At 55.4% G+C, this 19,100-nt stretch carries 18 protein-coding genes and 1 pseudogene; 10 read left to right on the top strand and 9 right to left on the bottom strand.

All coding sequences use genetic code 11. The features are described from left to right. Position 1: 1 nt before the first annotated feature. The 7 genes from J9789_RS12925 to J9789_RS12895 all read left to right on the top strand — a co-directional run bounded on the left by J9789_RS12925 (position 2) and on the right by J9789_RS12895 (position 6,358). Positions 2 to 1,174, top strand: coding sequence for a thiolase family protein (locus J9789_RS12925; RefSeq protein ID WP_209346045.1), 1,173 nt, complete (start codon positions 2 to 4; stop codon positions 1,172 to 1,174). Between the two features lie 171 nt (positions 1,175 to 1,345). Beyond that, positions 1,346 to 2,374, top strand: a complete 1,029-nt coding sequence (locus tag J9789_RS12920; protein ID WP_209346043.1) for an enoyl-CoA hydratase/isomerase family protein — start codon at positions 1,346 to 1,348, stop codon at positions 2,372 to 2,374. Positions 2,375 to 2,440: 66 nt separating this feature from the next. Beyond that, the gene (locus J9789_RS12915; RefSeq protein WP_209346041.1) at positions 2,441 to 3,325 is read left to right on the top strand and encodes a 3-keto-5-aminohexanoate cleavage protein; all 885 of its coding nucleotides are present in this window, start codon (positions 2,441 to 2,443) and stop codon (positions 3,323 to 3,325) included. 38 nt (positions 3,326 to 3,363) lie between these two features. Continuing rightward, entirely contained in the window at positions 3,364 to 3,717 is a 354-nt protein-coding gene (locus J9789_RS12910; RefSeq protein ID WP_209346040.1) for a cupin domain-containing protein, read from the top strand. Between the two features lie 33 nt (positions 3,718 to 3,750). After that, positions 3,751 to 4,533 carry an SDR family oxidoreductase gene (locus tag J9789_RS12905; protein ID WP_209346038.1) on the top strand — a complete coding sequence of 261 codons (783 nt, stop codon included), beginning with the start codon at positions 3,751 to 3,753 and terminating at the stop codon, positions 4,531 to 4,533. A 589-nt stretch (positions 4,534 to 5,122) separates the two neighbouring features. Beyond that, positions 5,123 to 6,061, top strand: coding sequence for a DUF6273 domain-containing protein (locus J9789_RS12900; protein ID WP_209346036.1), 939 nt, complete (start codon positions 5,123 to 5,125; stop codon positions 6,059 to 6,061). A gap of 27 nt (positions 6,062 to 6,088) precedes the next feature. Next, positions 6,089 to 6,358, top strand: a complete 270-nt coding sequence (locus J9789_RS12895; protein WP_209346034.1) for a hypothetical protein — start codon at positions 6,089 to 6,091, stop codon at positions 6,356 to 6,358. 317 nt (positions 6,359 to 6,675) lie between these two features. Here J9789_RS12895 and J9789_RS12890 read toward each other — a convergent pair whose 3' ends face one another. Next, positions 6,676 to 7,629 carry a phosphotriesterase gene (locus tag J9789_RS12890; RefSeq protein ID WP_209346031.1) on the bottom strand — a complete coding sequence of 318 codons (954 nt, stop codon included), beginning with the start codon at positions 7,627 to 7,629 and terminating at the stop codon, positions 6,676 to 6,678. 360 nt (positions 7,630 to 7,989) lie between these two features. Next, positions 7,990 to 8,916 carry a LysR family transcriptional regulator gene (locus tag J9789_RS12885; protein ID WP_209346029.1) on the bottom strand — a complete coding sequence of 309 codons (927 nt, stop codon included), beginning with the start codon at positions 8,914 to 8,916 and terminating at the stop codon, positions 7,990 to 7,992. A 194-nt stretch (positions 8,917 to 9,110) separates the two neighbouring features. On the opposite strand from J9789_RS12885, the gene J9789_RS12880 reads away from it, so the two are divergent. Both J9789_RS12880 and J9789_RS12875 read left to right on the top strand, forming a co-directional pair. Then, positions 9,111 to 10,328 (top strand): MFS transporter, encoded by a 1,218-nt coding sequence (locus tag J9789_RS12880; protein ID WP_209346027.1) that lies wholly within the window; start codon positions 9,111 to 9,113, stop codon positions 10,326 to 10,328. A gap of 107 nt (positions 10,329 to 10,435) precedes the next feature. Continuing rightward, the gene (locus J9789_RS12875; RefSeq protein WP_209346024.1) at positions 10,436 to 11,857 is read left to right on the top strand and encodes a sigma 54-interacting transcriptional regulator; all 1,422 of its coding nucleotides are present in this window, start codon (positions 10,436 to 10,438) and stop codon (positions 11,855 to 11,857) included. A 70-nt stretch (positions 11,858 to 11,927) separates the two neighbouring features. Here J9789_RS12875 and J9789_RS17140 read toward each other — a convergent pair whose 3' ends face one another. Continuing rightward, on the bottom strand, positions 11,928 to 13,220 hold the full coding sequence (locus J9789_RS17140; RefSeq protein WP_348633690.1) for a hypothetical protein: 1,293 nt from the start codon (positions 13,218 to 13,220) through the stop codon (positions 11,928 to 11,930). 59 nt (positions 13,221 to 13,279) lie between these two features. Next, positions 13,280 to 13,636, bottom strand: coding sequence for a TnpV protein (locus J9789_RS12865; protein WP_209346023.1), 357 nt, complete (start codon positions 13,634 to 13,636; stop codon positions 13,280 to 13,282). Between J9789_RS12865 and J9789_RS12860 the strand changes: the two genes are divergently transcribed. Continuing rightward, positions 13,635 to 14,438, top strand: a complete 804-nt coding sequence (locus J9789_RS12860; RefSeq protein ID WP_209346021.1) for a hypothetical protein — start codon at positions 13,635 to 13,637, stop codon at positions 14,436 to 14,438. The genes J9789_RS12865 and J9789_RS12860 overlap by 2 nt on opposite strands. A gap of 49 nt (positions 14,439 to 14,487) precedes the next feature. On the opposite strand, the gene J9789_RS12855 is transcribed toward J9789_RS12860, so the two are convergent. From J9789_RS12855 to J9789_RS12835, 5 genes and pseudogenes are all read right to left on the bottom strand, one after another. Next, the gene (locus J9789_RS12855) at positions 14,488 to 14,703 is read right to left on the bottom strand and encodes a transposon-transfer assisting family protein (RefSeq protein WP_209346019.1); all 216 of its coding nucleotides are present in this window, start codon (positions 14,701 to 14,703) and stop codon (positions 14,488 to 14,490) included. A gap of 1 nt (position 14,704) precedes the next feature. Further along, positions 14,705 to 15,916: pseudogene (locus J9789_RS12850) on the bottom strand (LPD16 domain-containing protein); the annotation flags it as partial. Between the two features lies 1 nt (position 15,917). Further along, on the bottom strand, positions 15,918 to 16,286 hold the full coding sequence (locus J9789_RS12845; RefSeq protein WP_209346017.1) for a DUF3851 family protein: 369 nt from the start codon (positions 16,284 to 16,286) through the stop codon (positions 15,918 to 15,920). Positions 16,287 to 16,288: 2 nt separating this feature from the next. Then, positions 16,289 to 18,739 (bottom strand): VirB4-like conjugal transfer ATPase, CD1110 family, encoded by a 2,451-nt coding sequence (locus tag J9789_RS12840; RefSeq protein WP_245185270.1) that lies wholly within the window; start codon positions 18,737 to 18,739, stop codon positions 16,289 to 16,291. Next, complete coding sequence (locus tag J9789_RS12835; RefSeq protein ID WP_209346015.1) at positions 18,699 to 19,085, bottom strand: PrgI family protein; 387 nt, start codon at positions 19,083 to 19,085, stop codon at positions 18,699 to 18,701. The genes J9789_RS12840 and J9789_RS12835 overlap by 41 nt, the downstream gene beginning before the upstream one ends. Positions 19,086 to 19,100: the final 15 nt, after the last annotated feature.

The following is a 19,100-nucleotide window of genomic DNA, read 5'->3' as shown; positions in this document are numbered from 1 at the left end:
TATGGCAAAACCGTTGAGCAAGACGGTGGTAGTGGCCTACGGCCGCTCCGCTGTGGCAAAGTCGGGTAAGAAGGGCGCTCTGCGTCAGATGCATCCCATTGATATGGGCGGCCTGGTGCTGAAGGGCGTAATGGAGAAGATCCCCCAGCTGGATCCCGGGCTGGTGGAGGACGTGATCCTGGGCTGCGCCATTCCTGAGGCCAAGCAGGGCCTGAATCCCGCCCGCCTGGTGGCAGCCCGGGCCGGCCTGCCCTACACTGCCTGCGGCCTGACCGTGGACCGCTTCTGCTCCTCCTCGCTCCAGGCTGTGGCGCTGGCTGCCTGGCAGATCGAGGCTGGACAGGCCGACTGCATCGTGGCCGGCGGCATCGAGTCCATGACCGCGCTGCCCATGACCCTGGACCGCAGCGGCGACATGAACCCCTGGCTGCTGGAGAATGACCCCGGCCAGTATATTTCCAACGGTGAGACCGCCGAGAACGTGGCAGAGAAGTACAACGTCACCCGTGAGGAGATGGACGCCCTGGCCCTGGCCAGCCATCAGAAGGCGGCTCACGCCCAGGACGCCGGCTACTTCGACGAGCAGATCATCCCTCTGCCCGGTGTGGACGCCGAGGGCAACCCCATCGTCTTTGACAAGGATCAGGGTATCCGTCGGGACACCACCATGGAGAAGATGGCTTCCATGAAGCCCTGCTTCCGGGAGAACGGCCGGGTCACCGCCGCCACTTCCTCTCAGACCAGCGACGGTGCCGCCTTCCTGGTGCTCATGAGCCGGGACAAGGCCAACGAGCTGGGCATTAAGCCCCTGGCCTCCTTCCTGGGCTTCTGCGTGGGCGGCCTGGATCCCGCTTATATGGGCCTGGGTCCCATCTATGCGGTGCCCAAGGTGATGGAGTACACCGGCCTTACTGTGAACGACATGGACGTTATCGAGCTCAACGAGGCCTTTGCGGCCCAAGTCAGCCCCTGTATCAAGGAGCTGGGCATGGATCCTGCCAAGGTCAACCCCAACGGTGGCGCCATGGCTCTGGGTCATCCTCTGGGTGCCACCGGCGCGGTGTTGTCCTGCAAGGCCATCTCTGAGCTGCGCCGTACCGGCGGTAAGTACGCCCTTGTAACCATGTGCATTGCCGGAGGTATGGGTGCCGCAGGTATCTTTAAAGCGGAGTAAGAAACGGCTTCACTGATTTTTTTCACTAATAACAGGCGGTCCTCTTATCGTTTATAGATATTTCACAAAAGCAGATGATGGGACTACAATTCAGATAGCAGATATGACAGGAGACATTCGGGTGATACCCCAATGCGCTCCGCCGAATGATTGATTTGGAGGTTATTGATTATGGGAAAGCCCCTCGCTGATTACGTAAAGCTGCCTCAGCTGGATGAGTACAAGGAATGGTTCAAGGATTTTGCGGATCTGTATCGTGAGGACGGAATCCTCCAGGTGACCTGGAAGACCCTGGATGGTCCCATGCAGCACAGCGGCATGTCCCACCGGGCCATCAGCCAGCTGGTGCGCATTCTGTCTCTGGACAACCAGAATGAGATCATCATTTTCACCCACATCGGAGACAGCTGGATGACCGAGTCCGATCCCAACGGCTGGGAGACCTACTCCAAGCTGCCCACCGAGCGGTTCCAGCATCAGTACTTCGACGACACCAACCTGATCAAGAACATGGTGTTTGACCTGGATGTGCCCACCATCGGTGTGCTGCCCGGCCCCGGTTTTCACTGGGATTCCGCCATGCTCAGCGACATCACCATCTGCTCCGACGATACCTGGTTGGAAGTGCCCCACGCCCACGGCGGCCTGGTGCCCGGCGACGGCATGGGCCTGATGGCTCAGCACTACTTCGGCACCAAGCGGGGCAATTACTACATGATGACTGCCCGTCAGTGGACTGCTCAGCAGATGCTGGACTGGGGCATGGTCAGCGAGGTGGTACCCAAGGCTCAGGTCATGGATCGTGCCTGGGAGATCGCCCGCATGCTCAAGACCATGCCCTATGAGAACCGCACCATCATGTCCAACCTGGCCAAGCGCCCCCTGAAGAAGCTGCTGGTGGAGGACCTGAAGCTGCACACCGTGTCCGAGCAGTACGGCTCTCTGCTGCGCATCGCCGCCGGTGACATGGGCGACCGCAATGCCGCCCAGCAGGACGAGAAGTACATCAGCCAGACCAACGACTGGCGCTACTGCCACGACTGGATGCAGCAGCCCCCCACCCGTGAGAGCTGGGCCGGTTTCCGTACCAAGCCCATCGAGTGGTTCAAGGAGGTTGAGGCCGGTCGGGAGGTCAATCCCTTTGACCCCACCAGAAAGGTCACTCCCTATCGCCCTGTCAAGGAGGGCAAGGAGGGTTAATCCCCTCCGGCGCAGCAATTCATTCAAGTGACCGATAAGAGACCATTGATAAGGAGATGAGCCTCCATGGCAAAGACCATTATTACTGCCGCGCTGACCGGCGCGGTTACCCCCGCAGGCTACAAGATCCCCGAGACTCCTCAGCAGATCGCCGACGAGGCCTATGATGCCTGGAAGCTGGGCGCTGCGGTTGTCCATCTGCACATGCGCGCCGATGACGGCATGGGCGCCATGGACAAGGAGAAGTTTCGTGAGACCATCCGCCTGATCCGCAGCCACAAGGACTGCGACGTGATCATCAACTGCACCTCTTCCGGCGCTTCTCCCCAGCATCCCGCTACCGACGAGGAGCGTATGGCCCACCACAAGGAGCTGGACGGCATCGAGATGGGTTCTTACGACGCCGGTTCCTTCAACTGGATGCCCGGCGGCGTGTTCATCAACTCCCCCCAGTTCCTCCAGCAGCTGGGCGACCTGTACATGGAGCGCGGCACCAAGCCGGAGATCGAGATTTTTGATGCCGGCATGCTGGGTGTTACCGACTACTTTGTGAAGAAGGGCCATCTGCCCAATCCCTGCCACTATCAGTTCTGCCTGGGTGTGCTGGGCGGTATGCCTGCCACCGTGGAGAACCTGCTTTACCTGGTGAACCACATCCCCGCCGGCTCTACCTGGTCTGCCTTTGGCGTTGGTAAGGGGCACCTGCCCATCATGTTCGCTGCTCTGGCTCTGGGCGGCCACATCCGTGTCGGCATGGAGGACAATGTGGTCTTCGGTGTGGATGAGAACGGCAAGAAGGTTATGGCCACCAACCACATGCTGGTGGAGCGGGCCGTTGCCGCCGTCAAGGCCTTCGGCAACACTCCCGCCACCCCTGCCGAGGCCCGTGAGATTCTGGGCATCCCCGCTTTTGACGGCGAGAAGGTCCGCGCTCAGCTGGGTATTGTGTAAATTCCTGCTTCAAGCTAAAGAAAGGAAGTTTTGTTACCATGAGCTACAAGATCGTACGTAAGAATGAGGCCACTTTCTATGAGGCCCCTGGCCACTATGATATGCGTCCCACCCGTCTGCACAATCCCCAGGACGTGAACGACGGCAAGATGATCATGGGCCTGAGCCACTTCCTCCCCGGCGGCGGCTGCGAGTTCGGCAGCAATCCCCTGGAGTCCATCTACTACATCATCGAGGGTGAGATGGACATCGAAGTGGAGGACGGCACCAAGACCACCCTTCACGCCGGTGATTCCTTCCACTGCGGCCCCTTCACCAAGAAGGGCATTCAGAACAACGGCACTGTGACCTGCCAGATGCTGGTCTGCCTGGTGCCCCCCGAGCAGAAGTAATTCAATTTAACCAATAGAAAGGAAGTAGTTCAAATGACCAATCTGTTTGACCTCACCGGCAAGAAGGCCGTTGTGGTAGGCGGCGCCGGCGGTATCGGCCAGGCCATCGCTGAGGGCCTGGCGGAGGCTGGTGCTCAGGTGATGATCTCTTCCCGTAAGGAGGAGTCTCTGCAGCGTGCCCAGCGGGAGATCAAGGCCAACACCGGCCTGGATATCCTCTACTGCGTAGGTGACGCCGGTGTGGAGACCGACGTGGAGAACCTGCTGGCCACCGCCGTCAAGGAGATGGGCACCGTGGACATTCTGGTCAACTCTCAGGGCTTCAACAAGAAGTTCCCCGGCACTGAGTTCCCCAGCGATGTGTGGGATCAGATGTTCAACGCCAACGTCAAGTCCATGATGTTCACCTGCAAGCACTTCGGCAAGTACTTCAAGGAGCACAACGTCCACGGCAAGATCATCAACCTGTCCTCCGTCCGCGGCATCCGCGCCATCGGCAACGGCGGTATGGGCAACGTGGGCTACTGCGCCACCAAGGGTGCCGTGGAGATGCTGACCAAGGCCTATGCCTCTGATCTGGGCCCCAATATCCAGGTCAATGCCATTGGTCCCACCATCACCTACACCCCCATGATGGTTGGTCTGCTGCCTGATGACGAGGAGGCCCGCAACAAGATCGCTGCCTCCATGCCTGCTCAGCGCATTGGCTATCCCGATGACTGCAAGGGCCCCGCCATTTTCCTGGCTTCTGCCGCCTCTGACTTCATCACCGGTTCCACCATCTATCCTGATGGCGGTCTGACCAACGTAGGCTAATGTTTTCCCTCCCCTAATATACCCTGAAAACGATCCCTCATCTCAGTCCCGGTCCAGTTACTGGACCGGGACTTTCCCTTGTAGGAAAAAGAAAAAGCCTCCCGTTAGCGGGGTGTTCGTAAGACGGTGTTAGCCCAATAACATGAAATCCTATTCCGTGCGGCTGGTATGGCCTTGCCCTGCCGCGCTGGTTAGTTAAACTTTTCATGTGCTTGGATAGTTTTAGAACGTCAACGAGGTTTACAAACTGCTCCTTGGTAATAGCATCGTAGTCAATACCGAATGTTGTGAGGTAGATCCTGGCCTGTTTCTTCGCATCGCTGCCCTCAAATTCTGCAAGAAAGTCACGCTGAAAGAAGCGGCTAATACCTGCAATATGCCCCGGTTGGCACAGTCTACAGAAAAGCAAGAAAATTTGAAAATGTGGCTTAAACAAAACTTGCTCTGAATTTGCAAATGCCTACTTTTATGAACCGACAAAACGGCACAAATTAGGACTGAGCTTTTGCCTTCTGACCTTGAAAAACGGCGGAATTTAGAATATAATATAATCATAGTGGTAAATAGTAATAAATGGAGGAAAGAGAAAATGAAGCGATTATGTGCATTTTTATTAGCGGTGGCGATGTTGTTATCGCTTGTGGGCTGCGGGGATCAGACAACGCCGATGTCCGAATCTGAACAGTCAGAAGCAGAGGAACCAGTGACAGAAGAACCTGTGACAGACGAACCTGCGAAGGAAGAAAAGGCGACCTACAAGATTGGTGATATTGTCGATTTTGGTGCTTACAAATGGAGAGTATTAGATGTCCAGGACAGCAAAGCCCTGCTCTTGACCGATGAGATCATTGCGCTGGACTATATCAACATTACGGAAGAAGCCAAAGAAGCCATAGACAGCGTAGCTGCAAAACACCCAAATTCGTATAATAAACTATCCGATTATGAAGGTTGGACTGTTTTTACAGATGACAAAGTTTTCCCCGAGGGGGATTCTTTTTATGATAATTGGAGTAATCTGCTTAAAGAAAACTCTGGTTCGGAATTGCTGAAACCTTCTGCCTTGCGCGAGTCTGTAAATTGGGCAGATTGCAGTTTGCGAAATAAGCTAAACAGCGAGATGCCGTTTTCCGATGAAGAGTGGGTGCAGATCATTGAGACAGAGGTCATTGATCCCGCTGGAAACGGAGAAGTGACGTACGACAAGGTGTTTCTGCTTTCCACCGAGCAGGTTGAGCATTACTTTCCGAGAATCGAAGATCGCGGTGCAAAAGGAACAGGGTTATCCGATGAGATGCTTCTGTGTTGTCTAAAAAACCTTCATGTAGTTGGTCAGCTTTCCGGTACATTAGCGGAATTTGTTCTTGACCTGCCAAATGGGGGAGACTTTTATTGGTGGACTATCGGAGAAAATTCATACGACCTTTTAGGTGTCCATACCGGAGCAGAGGAAAAAATAAATGCGGTCGCCCCTGCTACTTCAATAGCCGGCATTCGACCTGCGATTTGGGTCTCTACCGAAGCATAATCAATTTTTATAGGAGAGTAGTACACCATGAGAGATAGGTTCAAAGAATACTTGATCTTACAAGGCTACAAAACGGTCACACCAAGCGGAAAACCAAGCACCGTGAGCGACTATCTGAAACGGATTGACAAGGTCTGCGAGTATGAACACATGACCTACGAGGTTCTTGCGTCCAACATTGATTACATCGTATCGGAATATGATGTTGGAGGCCCAAAAGAGGCTCTTGGAAAGGTATCTCATAACTCAGTAATCAATGCCCTACGCAGGCTTCAAGAATTTTCCAGTGACAGATAGAAAGATTATTACGCAAGATAAAAGACGGCAGATGGACAATCTCCGAGATCCTACTATGGCGCACTTCTATACAGGCTGACGCCTGTATGTGCGCTCTGCGAGGCTGACAGCCCGGACATCTGAATGTCCGGGCTGTTTTGCGTCACTCCGTTCCGAACAAGGGGCTGCACCCCTTGCGCTGCTTGCGCAGCTATCCCAGCGCACTTTGTGATTTGCGCAATTTGCTGAAGGAAACAGCACAAATCACAAAGTTGTCACCATTTTTTGATTTTGCAGTTTTACGACCACCCGCCTTTAGGGAGGCTTTTTCTTTGAACTTAAATGCCTTCAAAAAAAGTGCGGGGATTGTTGACCAGCATCTGCCGAAGCTGTGTCTGAGAGACACCGCGGGTCTCCAGAGCGGGCAGTACCCGACGGTGGATGAAGGTGAAGTCCTCCTCCAGGTTGAGCCAGTCGCTGTTCTTGGTGGTTTCCCAGCTGTCCCAGAAAGCAAGGTAGGCAGCCAGATCATGACTGAGCAACAGCTTGTCCGCCCAGCCTGAAGCGCACAGAGCGGCGATCACGTCGCACCGGGGCTCCAGTCCCAGGTCCCGGTCGCAGAAGCCAAAGCGGTCCATGCCCAGGTAGCAGCCCCGCTGGAGCATTTCTTCCAGATATGCCAGATCGGTGGTGTCTCCGCTGTGGCCCAGGATCACCCGGTGAGCAGGGACGCCGCAGGAGGCCAGCAGATCCAGGATCTCACCGCCGCTGCGGATCGAGGGATCATGGTGGCAGAAGAGCGGCAGGCCGGTCTCTCTGGCCACGCGTCCGGTGGCGCTGAGCACCTTGTGGAGCAGCGGGGTCACGCCGGCGTGTCCAACCCCTGCCTTCAGAATACCAGGGCGGCTGTCGGTACCGGAGATGCCGTTGGTGCACTCCTCCATCAGCAGGTCAAAGAGCTGTTCTTCCTCCCGGAAGGCCAGCCAGGGTTCTTCCTGGTAGTAAAACCCGCTGGAGGCAATGATGTTGATTTCGGCCCGCTGGGCTACTTCGCGAATCAGGCGAATATCACGGCCCAGATTGATGGGGGTGCCGTCTACCATTGTGGTTACGCCCAAAGCCTTTGCTTTTTTTAACTGGGCGGCAGCCATGGCGGCTACCTGATCAAACTCAAAAAAGCGAGAACCGAAGTTCATGCGCATGGACCAATCCGCGCAGGTAATGTGTTCATGCATCAGAGTCTGGCCCAAGGCTGCAGTATCCAGCGGCCCCAAAACTCCATGAATCTTCATGCGAATTCCTCCCTATAGAATTTGGATAAATTCATTATAAAAGGAGGCGAAGACCGCCGCAATTCGGCTTACTTATAAAAAAACGCGCGGTTATAAGTGTAACAAAACATACAAATCAATGGGTGGACAGAATCATTTTTTTTACTTATAATTTTCCGGTCTGGTTATCGATTATGTGTATTTCACAAAATGAGAGGGATGCATTACAATCAATTTAGCTTGATTGGACAGGTGGCGCCGCCGGTCCGCTTCGAGCCCCAAAGACCTGTGGGGAACAACGGAAACCCATTCCATGGGCCTCGAATCGTATATTCAAAAAATAATATGCAATTGAATCCGCCGGTCAAAAGGTGAGGGCAGTCAGAGCTGGGTGAATTTTTGCGTCAGATGATCCACCGCTCGCTGGATCAGGGTGTTGGAACTGTCTGATCTCCATACCGCCAACAGATTGCTCATAGCGGCGGGTACCCGGAAATGCAGACAGCGCAGGTTTGGGTCCCGCAAGCCGCGTACCACGGATACGGGGAGAATGGTGGTGCTTTCGCCGCTCTCCGCAGTAAGAACCATGGCGTTTCGGCTGTTGGTAAAGCGAATATGGGGCTTGACGTCAATGGCATCCAGGATCCGAAGGATCTGGCTCATGCCGATGACCTCCCGCTCCAGCAAATAAAGTCCCCGCTTTTCCAATGCGTACCGAACGGTTTCGGGCGTGTCTTCCCAATTGTGGTCACTGCGGAGAACCAGGACCATCTCATCCTGTGCCAGGACCCGGGCCTGCAGCTGCGTGCGGCATTCTCCCTTCATATCAGCGGCAAAGTGGAGAAAAAAGCCCAGGTCAATGGTGCCGATATCCAGGCCGCGGACCAGTTCCTCGTGTTCACACATGCGGAAGACTGGACGCAGGCCGGGTGTGGCTTGGCGCAGACGGTAGATACAGTCGGCCAGAGAGGACCGAAAGAATGACCCGTAGCTGAGGTCCACACTGTAGTCTACGCCGATGAAAATCTCCCGATCCTGATTTTCCGCTCCGCCTAGCTGACGAATGTAGGGGACCAGTTTTTCTGATTGATGCAGCAGTTTCTTGGCTTCCTCCAACAGTGCCTGTCCTGCGGCAGTCAGCACCACTGAGCGTTTGTTGCGCAGCAGCAGCTGAACGCCCAACTCCCGCTCCAGATCGGCAATCTGCTGACTGAGGGCGGACTGGGAGATGTATAAAGTCTCTGCTGCGCGGCTGAAGTTCAGCGTTTCGGCTACGGCGGTAAAGTAGCGCAATTGTCGAAGTTCCATTGGGCCGGCTCCCTTCTTCTCTCCGTTGTTCTTGAAAAAGATGCTCTAAGTATACAACAAAAATGGAAAAATGCAAAGCGGCACTGAGCCGCTGGGCTAAATCACGGGAGGTTCTAGACATGGCTAGAAACAGCACATCAAAACCCCTGGCGCAAGGAGACGCAAAGAGTAATTTTGGCTCAAGAGGCTGGCTGATGGTAGTCTTTGTGGGCGTAATGCTCTACCTGAGCAATGGTACATCATCGGATGGACCTAACGTGATCGTGCCCTGGATGGCTTCGGCTCATGGCTGGGATGAGGCAACTTTGCTGGGCTTTGGCACCGTCAGCGGCCTGATCAGTATTGTGGGCATGTTTGTGTTTGGCGTGATCTGCGATAAGAAGGGTGCACGGTTTACAGCAGTGCTCTCTCTGGTGCTGGGCGGCTTGTCCTACATCTGGTACGGCAATGTCAACTCCATTACCCAGTACGCCATTGCCTACATTCTGATTATGCTGTTTTCCAATGTATATGCATGGATTGCAGGCGGTGCCTATCTGGCATCCTGGTTCCCCAAAAAGAAGGGCCTGGCTCTTGGATGGGCCACCATGGGCAACAATCTGTCCTCTGCAACCTTTGTAGTGATTCTGACCCTGATTTCGAGCAAGTTTGGCATGCCGGTGGCCATTACTGTGGTTGGTATCTTTATGATCGTGGTGGCAGTGTGGGGCCTGTTTATGAAAAACAACCCGGAAGATGCCGGAGCCACACCGGACAATGTGCCTATGAGCCAGCAGGAGGTGGAGGCATACCGGCAGGAGGCCAACGCCTATGTAAGCCCCTGGACCTTTGGTAAGCTGGTGCGCACCAAGGAGTTCTGGCTGATCAGCGGCGGCCTGGGCCTGTACATGCTGGTTACCGTGGGTATTATGAGCCAGCTGGTGCCTCGTATGACCTCTCTGGGACTGACTCAGGAGAATGCGCTGTTTATCATGAGTGTCTGCTCTGTTGTGGGTATTGTGGGCAGCTATCTGTGGGGCGTGCTTGACCAGAAACTGAGTACCCGCGTGGCTACTGCAGTCTATGGTGTTTGGTATGCGGTAGCGGTGATCTTTAACCTGATTCCCAACATGGCCTGTCTCTATATCTCCGTGTTTATGATTGGTATCGCCATCGGCGGCAACGCCAACTGGCCTGTTTCTCTGGTGTCCAGTGTATATGGCTACCGTAACTTTGCCAAGGTATACTCTCTGATCAATCCCTGTATCTCCATTATCCGCGTGTTCAGTTTCAGCGTGCTGGCTATTTCCATGGCTATTACCGGTTCCCTGTCCGGCGCTTATGCCGTGTTTGTGGTTCTGGCTTTTGTGGCTGCGGGCCTGATTCTGCTGATCAACGATAAAAAGTACGCCGACGGTAAGACAACCTGCTGATTGCAGTTATGCGGCATAGAAAAGGTCCATCCTTTATAGGATGGACCTTTTCTGATTCTGCAAGATATGCTACACTAAAACAAAATGGAAAAGTGAGGTCGTATAGTATGCTGGCAGAGTCCTTCTGGGAAGTTATGTTTGATAACCTTCATCAGGGTATTTATGTTCTGGACCATGTCGGCCGCTATATTTATTGTAACCGGGCATTTCTCCAGATGGTAGGCGGAGCCAGCCGGGAAGATATCCTTCAGCTAAACGCATTTCGGTTGGTGCCTGAGGGACAGGTGCGCAAAAGCGTGGGTGTGGCGGCATTGGAACAGAAAAAACCGCTGACGATGATCAATACCGTTATTACGCCCCGGGGATACCACTACCGGCAGATGGCTACGGCTACCCCCATTTTTGATGATATGGGTGCGGTAGTATATGTATTGGTGGAAACTACGCTGCTGGAGACGCTGGAGCGTCAATTTCAGAATGCATTACTGGTAGAGGATCGGGATTATGCGGATGTTTACCCGGGCAATGCGGGAGCGCCGGGGCCTGTGGAAGTGGTGGCGGAAAGCCCAGCCATGCGTGCCCTGCTGGAGATGGCCAGGCAGCTTGCCCAGGTAGATACCACCGTATTGCTTACCGGAGAGACCGGGACAGGCAAGGAGGTTGTAGCGCAATATCTCCACCGCCATAGTCGGCGGGCCAGAGGAGACATGGTGGAGATTAACTGTGCGGCTTTGCCAGAAAATCTGCTGGAGGCGGAGCTCTTCGGATATGAAAAGGGTGCTTTTACCGGTGCACTGAATACAGGAAAACCGGGCCTTGTGGAGAAGGCCCAGGGGGGAACTTTGTTTCTGGACGAAGTAAATTCGCTTCCCCTGGCTTTGCAGGGTAAGCTGCTTCGTCTGCTGGAGACCCGCCGGAGCAAACGGCTGGGCGCCTTGGAGGAAAAGGAACTGGATTTCCGCCTGATCTGCGCTACCAATCAGGATCTGCGGGAGCAGATGGAGCAGGGGAATTTCCGTTCGGATCTTTACTATCGGCTCTCAGTGGTACCTATTACGTTACCGCCGCTGCGGGAACGCAGAGAGGATATTGTACCGCTGGCGCTGCACTTTCTGGAACAGTTTTGCCGCCAGTATGGCCGCACAAAGGTCTTTGCCCAGGGGGTGTTGGATCAGCTGCAGGCCTACGATTGGCCGGGTAATGTACGGGAACTGCGCAATGTAGTGGAGCGGCTGTTGATTACCAGTACGGCGGATGCCATGGAGATCCGACAAGCCCCCGACCATCTGATTTCCGGCTCGATTCCCAGTCAGAATGGCCAAGCGCAGTCTATCCAGCAGCCTGTGTGGCATGCGGCAACCCCTGCGCCCTCCGAGGGCCCGTATTCCCTGGAGGAATATGTTCAGTCCTGCGAGCGGCAGGCCATTGCGGATGCGCTTGCCCGCTGCGGGACTACCTATAAAGCGGCAGAATACTTGGGTGTCAATCAGTCCACGATTGTCCGGAAAAAGCAGAAATATGGTCTGTAGAGACTGTTTTATGCGGAATAAAAAGGTGCACGCCGCAAATTTGCGGCGTGCACCTTTTTGTTCAAAGGAATTAGAATTCGTAATCCTCGGGCTCGTTGCTGTGCTCAAAAACGTAGGGGTTTTCGATCTCACCGGCCCGAACCTTTTCCCACCACTCGGTGGCTTTCTTGGGCATAGTGCGCCAGGATTCGGCGGTCTGAGGCGCCTCCATGTCGCGGGTGGCGTAGCGCCAGTCATTGACGCGGCTGATGTACTTCTCATCCTGCTGAGCAGAATTTTCGTCACCCAGCTCACCGGCGGCAATACGCAGCAGAGAGCCATACTGCTCGGAGACGGTGTGCAGCTTCAGATCCTCCATCAGCAGCTTCTTCAGAGGACGCTTGGCCAGGTTGGACATGATGGTGCGGTTCTCATAGGGCATGGTCTTCCACATACGGGCGATCTCCCAGGCGCGCTCCAGAACCTTACCCTTGGGAAGGACCTCGTTGACCATAATGTCGATCTCATGGACCGGGTCACCGTTTCCAATGGTGATGTTATCCCCCATGCGGGTGATGGGCTGACCAGATAAGTCTGGCGGTGTGGGCTGTTCTGGCGTTTCCTCCGCAGCAATCCGCTGGGCATCGGCCATGACCCGCTGCACAAAGGGATCGCTGTCCAGCTTTTCCGGGTCCACCACTTGGCCGTCTACAATCCCACGCTGAGCCAGGGTCTCCCGGATGGCGATGGGGTCCACATCATCTAAATTGTCCTTTTCAACTTGGGTGTAGAAACGGTCCTCTTTGATGAGCTGGGCAATCCGGCGCTGTACTTTGGGCCAGGGCAGAGCCATCCCGTTGGGGCTTTCCGGGCGGATCGCAAACGGGGTTTTGCCGTCACCGCCGTCAAACTCATGGGCCAGCCATGCTGCGGTGTCTTTTTCCCGCCCATGCTTTTTCATGTAGCGGACAACGGCGTGTTTGCTCTCGATCTTTCCGTTCCAGGATTGGATAGCCCGGTCAATGTCATTGTCCGAAAGTGGGCGCAGCAGCTCATGGAGCTTTGGATAGGTTTCGTCTGCCACTTCCCGGTGCAGCCGCTGGCGAAACTCCGGCACATCAGAGAACAGGCGGATCAGCTCTATATCGTGGGAATCAAGAATGGCGCGGCGCACAGCAGCATTACACTCGATCATAGCGTTTTCATAATCACTATGACCGCAGGCGTTCCGGTACCTGGCATCCTGGGTGACAGCCTCCAGCACGATGGGCTTGTATTTTTCATGCAGCTCCCGAAGAGTAGGCTTTGCCGCCTCTGCCTCCTGGTCAGCAGCTTCCGGCTGCGACTGTTCCCGGGCAAAAGAAAAAGCAGAGGATGTTTGCACATTCTCTGCTTCATCTATTCTTTGGATTTGTTCCGCTTCGGAGAGGAACAGGTTTAAGGTCAGCTGTTGATAAGCTCCGCCATCAGAATCTCCTCGGCCTGGGCCTTGCAGGTGTTCATCAGGCCCACCCAGCGCATCGGATCGCGGGCTTTCAGCTCCTCCGTCGCGCCCGCCGACTCCGCCAGCTGGGGCATCATCTGTTGCAAACGGCTGTTTGCCGTCTCGTCGATCTCCAGCAGGTGCGGGTACAGCTCCTCGGTCAGCAGCAGCTGATTGTAAATCAGGGGCCGGTGTTCCTTCAGATACGCTTTCCGCAACCGCCCGTACTTGCCTAGGGGCTTCGTTGGCTGCTCGGTCAACTTCAGGTCGGGAATCTGATAATCTCCGTTCCTCGTGTAAGTCAGGTTGTTCTCCATGTGTAATGCTCCTTTCCGCAAGATGTTCGCGCTCATAGTTCTGGATGATGACGCCGATCTGCCGCAGCACCTGCTGGTTGATCTGGCTGACCGCTGCTCCCAACGCCCCAACCGTGGCCGGGGTATTGAAATCGAAGATTGCCATAAAGTCCTCGTGCTGGAAGTAGCGTTCCGGCTCCAAACCGCAGCGGGACATCAGGGCATAGGCGATGCTGACAGTGGCCGCCGCTTTGAATTGGACTTCGATGTTGAGATCATCGTATTCCTCCAGGAACGAACCGTCAACAATATAGCGGAAGTCCTGCTGATGCTCGTCCCAATACTCACTCGCCAGCTTTCCGGCCACATCGGTGAGCTGCTGGGCGAGATCGTCACCGGCAATACCGTAGTTGCGCTCAAGCATGGCCGACACAGGCCCGATGTGCTGTTCCTCCAGCTGCCACAGCCAGGGGGTACGGGAATGTTCACGGGTGCCGGTATCGGAAATATCGAACACATAGCGCAGCCGGGGTCTGTCGCCAGAATCGTCCACCAAGGCGATACCCTTGGAACCGCGCCGCACATACCGGCCCATCTTCTCGTTCCACAGATCGTACTCGGCACAGGCGGTGGCGTCCGGGCGCTGGGCGTAAATCATCATCTGCTCATGGAACGGATATTTGTAGAGGCGGGCAGCCGTGGCAAGAAAGGCCGTCCATTCCTGCCAGCTGCCCACAAGCCGGGTCGATACCTGTTCGGCCATCTGCCGGTAAAATTCAGCTTTGGATGGCATGGTTTTCTGTCCTCCTTTCATGTTAAATAGAAATGGGGCGGCACATCAGGCCGCCCCGCTGGGTCAGTTGGGATAGTGTTTACTCGTCGAAATCCGGGAACAGCTCCAGCTCGGCAAACTCGGCATCGCTCATAGCCTTGAGCTTACCCAGGGCGCTGTCCGTCAGCTCCCACAGCTCGGCTTCCTCCGGCGAAAGCTCGCCGCACATCTCGGTCAAAGCCTCGATCAACCCGGTGCGGCTGCCGGTGTTGTAAATGCACAGCAGGTTCGTTTCCTCAAAAGTGAAGTTTCCCATATCAAATCTCCCTTTCCGCACTCTTTTTGGGCGCTGCTTTTTTGGGTTCCGCCTTGGGCTGACTTTTCAGCTGCTCCATGACGGACTTTTTCTTGTCCCGATCCTCCCGGTGGGCGGCGGCTGCCAAATCCATGAGGGATATGGGTTGACCGCTGCGGGCCTGCTGTTCCAGCTGGGCTACCGTCGGCTCCTTGGGGCCGTTGTTGATGATACCGTCGATCATACCGTAGTCATCCTCTACGGTCATTTCCGCATTTTTCAATGGATTATCCGGCAAGAATCCGGGAACCGGCTCAAAGCCGAAGCTGTCGCAGTAATGACAGGATACCTTGCCATCACGCTTAATGGCAACGATGTCGCTGACGCTCATGGACGGATGGCGGTAGTCGGCGGGATGTTCATTATTAAAGCGGTATTCGAGATTGTCCAGCACACTGCCTTTCAGGTCTCCGGGGGCAAGCGACGCAGTGTAGACCAGATCGTAGTTGTCTCGCTGAACTGTCCGCCCGATGGACTTGATCCACTCCAGCCCCTCATAACGAATGTCCCGCAGCTCGTCAGTGTGCTTCACTTGATAAATCGCATAGCAGTCCCCCTTGTGAGAGAGAAATGCCTGCTCCCGTTCCTCCTGGTGGGCCATGCGGTCCTTGACCAACTTATCAAACTCCGGGCTTTCCTCCCATTCCTCACGGGACACGGCGAAGATGCCGTCATGGGCATCCAAATCAGCGGTGTCAAAAGCCATCGCCGGATTCTCGCCCTCCTGGATAATGTAAACGGTCAGGTCGCGCTCCATCAGTTCATAGGCTCGTTCTTTGGAGAGCGGCAGAAGGTCGCCGTCCAGGTATCCGCACTTTTCCAAATCATCCTGTGTCAGCGCTGGGTCCGGCATGGGATATTCGTCCAACGCCTGTTCCTGAGCATCCGGTAGCTGGGCGGCTGCGGTTTCTGCGCTCTGCTGGCTGGCCTGTTCCTGCAAGGTCTCGATCATAGACAGCGGAGCATATTTGATGGACTTGCCGCCCATCCCCAGGTCCTCGCAGATATGGCTGACCGCTGTGGAGCGGCCCAAGTCCGCCCCATCCAGCTGGCCGCCGTCCAACTGCTTCATGGTTGCCGCATCGTAGAGGGTGTAGTCCCAGCCGGTGTCGCAGGGCTGAACATGAAGATAGGTGCTATCGTCCAGCACCAACAGGGCCTCCCGGTACTCGGCACTATTCAAACCATTCTCCCATCATCAGGGAGGCCATCATGTAGCGCAGCTCCACATAGAGGGCCAACCCCTGGGGACCACGGGAGGGGTGCTGGATCAGAAAGGCGTAGATCTGCGCCACTACAGAGGCCAGCAGTTCAGACTGCCCGCCCTCGAAGATGACGATGACGGGAACGCCGTTCATAGCGCACCAGATTTCCGTCAGGCGCAGCAGGCCCGCCTCGCCGTCCTCGCTCAGCTGAGCCGCCTGGTCTGCCGCTTCACGGCATTCGCTGACGGCAGCGGCCATGTCGGAGAGCAGATTGGAACGCTGTTCCTCCAGCGCCGCTTCAAAAAACATCATAGAGTTCAGTTCCATATTGGGCTTCATGGTCATTCATCCTCCTTTTTCAGTTCCTGGGGTTTGGTGGTCATAATGCGGTACAACTCGGTGTTCTTCGGGAAGTGGTCCACGAAAGGCAAGATGGTTGCGCCGTAGAACAGCAGGCCCTCGCCCTCGCCAGAATGGGTCACATAGCTGAGCTGGTGCGGAGAAATGCCCAGCTGTTTGGCGAGAATCTGCCGGTCACCGCCCGCCTGGTTGAGCATATACACGAAGTCGGAGTTCTCAAAGATGTTCTCCACCTCCCGGCTGCTCAAAAGGTCTTTGACATTCTGCGTGATGCCGGTGGGGATGCCGCCCCACTTACGGAACCGCTTCCAGATCTCCACCGTGTAGGCGGCGGTCTGTTCCTCTTTCAGCAGCAGGTGCATCTCATCGATGTAGTAGCGGGTGGACTTGTGGGCGGCACGGTTGATGGTGACACGGTTCCACACCTGGTCCTGGACCACCAGCATACCGATCTTTTTCAGCTGCTTGCCCAGTTCCTTGATGTCATAGCAGACAATGCGGTTGTTGATGTCCACATTGCTGCGGTGATTGAACACATTGAGGGAGCCGGTGACGTAGATTTCCAGCGCCGTGGCGATGTACTGCGCTTCCTTTTCCTCCTGTGCCCGCAGCAGGTCATACAGGTCCTCCAGAATGGGCATATTCTCCGGGCGAGGGTCATTGAGGTAAGTCTGATAGACCAGCCGCACACAGCGGTCAATGATGGTTTTCTGCACCGGCTGCAAGCCCTCCTTGCCGCCCACGATCAGCTCGCACAGGGACAGGATGAAGTCGGACTTGAGGGACAGCGGACTTTCATCGTCCGAGTAGTCGAGGTTCAGGTCCATCGGATTGATGTAGTTGGTGGATGTGGGCGAAATCTTGATGACCTGCCCATGCAGACGCTCCACCAGGGGCGCATACTCGGCCTCCGGGTCACAGATGATGACATCATCCGTGGTGAGCAGGAAGCAGTTGGCGATCTCACGCTTGGCCGAAAAGCTCTTGCCGCTGCCCGGTGTTCCCAGGATCAACCCGTTGGGGTTTTTCAGCAATTTTCGGTCCACCATGATGAGGTTGTTGGACAGGGCGTTGATACCGTAGTACAGTGCTTCCTTGCCATTCTGGAACAGCTCCTGCGTGGTGAATGGCACGAAGATGGCCGTGGAGCTGGTGGTCAGCCCTCGCTGAATCTCGATCTGATTGAGGCCCAGGGGCAGGCAGCTCATCAGCCCTTCCTCCTGCTGGAAATCCAAGCAAACCAACTGACAATTATGCTTTTGTGCAATAGAGCTGGCCTGGAAGATATTGTTGTCCAGCTGCCGGGGATTGTCCGCCGTGTTCAGCACCAGGAAGGTCACCAGAAACATTCTCTCGTTGCGGGATTGCAGGTCCTGCAAGAGCTTCTTGGCCTCATTGCCGTAAGTGGCAAGGTCGGACGGGATAATGTCCATGTCGTATCCGGCACGGACAGCCTTTTTCTGTTCCTCGATCTTGCTGCGGTCCAGGTCGGTGATTTTCCGCTTGACCGTCTTGATGGCCTTTACCTGGTCCACCGACTGGATGTGCAGGCTGACGATCAGAGAGCTTTCCATGTCCAGAAAATCCGCCAGCATCCGGTCATTCAGCTCCGGGGCGAGGATCTGCAAAAAAGAAACAGCCCCGTATTTTTTACCCATACAGAACTGTTTGCCGGTGCGGAACTCGAAGCCCGACGGAGCGACAAAGTCCTTGGTGGACAGACCGGACGGAGCCAGCCAGTCCCATTCAAACCGGAACGGCACCTGCTCATCCATGTGGAAAATGGAGTGAAGCTGTGCAAGCCGTGCCTTGCCGTCCAGCACCTCAGCGGCCACGCCCAGGCGCTTGAAGTTATTGAGGATGTCGGTCTCGATGCGCTCCAGACGCGGTTTGGCGGCCTTGAGGCTGTCGGCGTCGATACCGAAGGTCAGGAACTTGGTCTTGATAAGGCCGTTGTTACCTCTTGCCAGCTGGTTTTGCAGCATGGTCATGTACTCGGTACGGATGCTGTCGAAGTCATCCCCCTGGAGGGGAATGGAAATAGCACGGGCAAAGGTTTCTTCGGATGCCGCAAGGTTCAGAAAAGACAGCTGAAATCGGATCGAGCTGTCGAAGTAGTTGAGGAAGTCACACCAGCCCTCAAAGATTGCCGTCTTGTCCTCGTTCTGCGAGAGCTGGTAGTTGATGTCCTGGAACTGGATGGTCTTGGTGTAATGGCCGTCAGGCAGGCGGCAAATGCCGTCCGGCCACATCCGCTCATAGGGGATGCTGTCCTGTGCGGACTTTTCCTTTTTGTCCGTGCGGTTGGCGCGGGCAATGGCGGCTTCGATCTGCTTTCTGTCAGCGCGGGAAAGCTTCTTCTTGGGAACCGGCGGCGTCTGCTTGCCATCCTTATCGGCCTGCCGGTTTTTCTTTGCGGTGAACAATGTCATACACCTCCTTGTCGAGTCTTGCCTGCCGTTCCAGCACGGCATAGAAGTTGTTGGTCTTATACGGGCGCTGTTTAGGCCGAATAACGGCCACCTTGATGATGTTGCCCACGATCTTTTCCAGGGGCTGACCGTGTTTTTCGTACATTGCCAGCATGAAGAAGGGCAGCATGACCAGCATCATACACATGGCAGCCACGCTGTTTCCCACAGGCCCCCGGAGCAAAAAGAAAAGCGGTACGCCGATGAGCGCCCCGCTGCCGAAACAGATCAGCTGCCTTTTGGTCAGATTAAACGCGACCTTGGTTTTGACTTTCGTCAGGTCTTTGGGTACGGGTACATAAGCCAAAGGGATTACCTCCTT

The sequence above is a fragment of the Flavonifractor sp. AGMB03687 genome (assembly GCF_017811815.1).
Classification (GTDB): domain Bacteria; phylum Bacillota; class Clostridia; order Oscillospirales; family Oscillospiraceae; genus Flavonifractor.
This window is presented reverse-complemented; position numbering and strand designations above follow the sequence as displayed.

What these genes read in the sequence shown, in the direction of transcription:
- J9789_RS12925 (WP_209346045.1), top strand. Translation starts at nt 2, where the DNA reads ATGGCAAAACCGTTGAGCAAGACGGTGGTAGTGGCCTACGGCCGCTCC.
- J9789_RS12920 (WP_209346043.1), top strand. Translation starts at nt 1,346, where the DNA reads ATGGGAAAGCCCCTCGCTGATTACGTAAAGCTGCCTCAGCTGGATGAG.
- J9789_RS12915 (WP_209346041.1), top strand. Translation starts at nt 2,441, where the DNA reads ATGGCAAAGACCATTATTACTGCCGCGCTGACCGGCGCGGTTACCCCC.
- J9789_RS12910 (WP_209346040.1), top strand. Translation starts at nt 3,364, where the DNA reads ATGAGCTACAAGATCGTACGTAAGAATGAGGCCACTTTCTATGAGGCC.
- J9789_RS12905 (WP_209346038.1), top strand. Translation starts at nt 3,751, where the DNA reads ATGACCAATCTGTTTGACCTCACCGGCAAGAAGGCCGTTGTGGTAGGC.
- J9789_RS12900 (WP_209346036.1), top strand. Translation starts at nt 5,123, where the DNA reads ATGAAGCGATTATGTGCATTTTTATTAGCGGTGGCGATGTTGTTATCG.
- J9789_RS12895 (WP_209346034.1), top strand. Translation starts at nt 6,089, where the DNA reads ATGAGAGATAGGTTCAAAGAATACTTGATCTTACAAGGCTACAAAACG.
- J9789_RS12890 (WP_209346031.1), bottom strand. Translation starts at nt 7,629, where the DNA reads ATGAAGATTCATGGAGTTTTGGGGCCGCTGGATACTGCAGCCTTGGGC.
- J9789_RS12885 (WP_209346029.1), bottom strand. Translation starts at nt 8,916, where the DNA reads ATGGAACTTCGACAATTGCGCTACTTTACCGCCGTAGCCGAAACGCTG.
- J9789_RS12880 (WP_209346027.1), top strand. Translation starts at nt 9,111, where the DNA reads ATGGTAGTCTTTGTGGGCGTAATGCTCTACCTGAGCAATGGTACATCA.
- J9789_RS12875 (WP_209346024.1), top strand. Translation starts at nt 10,436, where the DNA reads ATGCTGGCAGAGTCCTTCTGGGAAGTTATGTTTGATAACCTTCATCAG.
- J9789_RS12860 (WP_209346021.1), top strand. Translation starts at nt 13,635, where the DNA reads ATGTGTAATGCTCCTTTCCGCAAGATGTTCGCGCTCATAGTTCTGGAT.
- J9789_RS12865 (WP_209346023.1), bottom strand. Translation starts at nt 13,636, where the DNA reads ATGGAGAACAACCTGACTTACACGAGGAACGGAGATTATCAGATTCCC.
- J9789_RS12855 (WP_209346019.1), bottom strand. Translation starts at nt 14,703, where the DNA reads ATGGGAAACTTCACTTTTGAGGAAACGAACCTGCTGTGCATTTACAAC.
- J9789_RS12845 (WP_209346017.1), bottom strand. Translation starts at nt 16,286, where the DNA reads ATGAAGCCCAATATGGAACTGAACTCTATGATGTTTTTTGAAGCGGCG.
- J9789_RS12840 (WP_245185270.1), bottom strand. Translation starts at nt 18,739, where the DNA reads ATGACATTGTTCACCGCAAAGAAAAACCGGCAGGCCGATAAGGATGGC.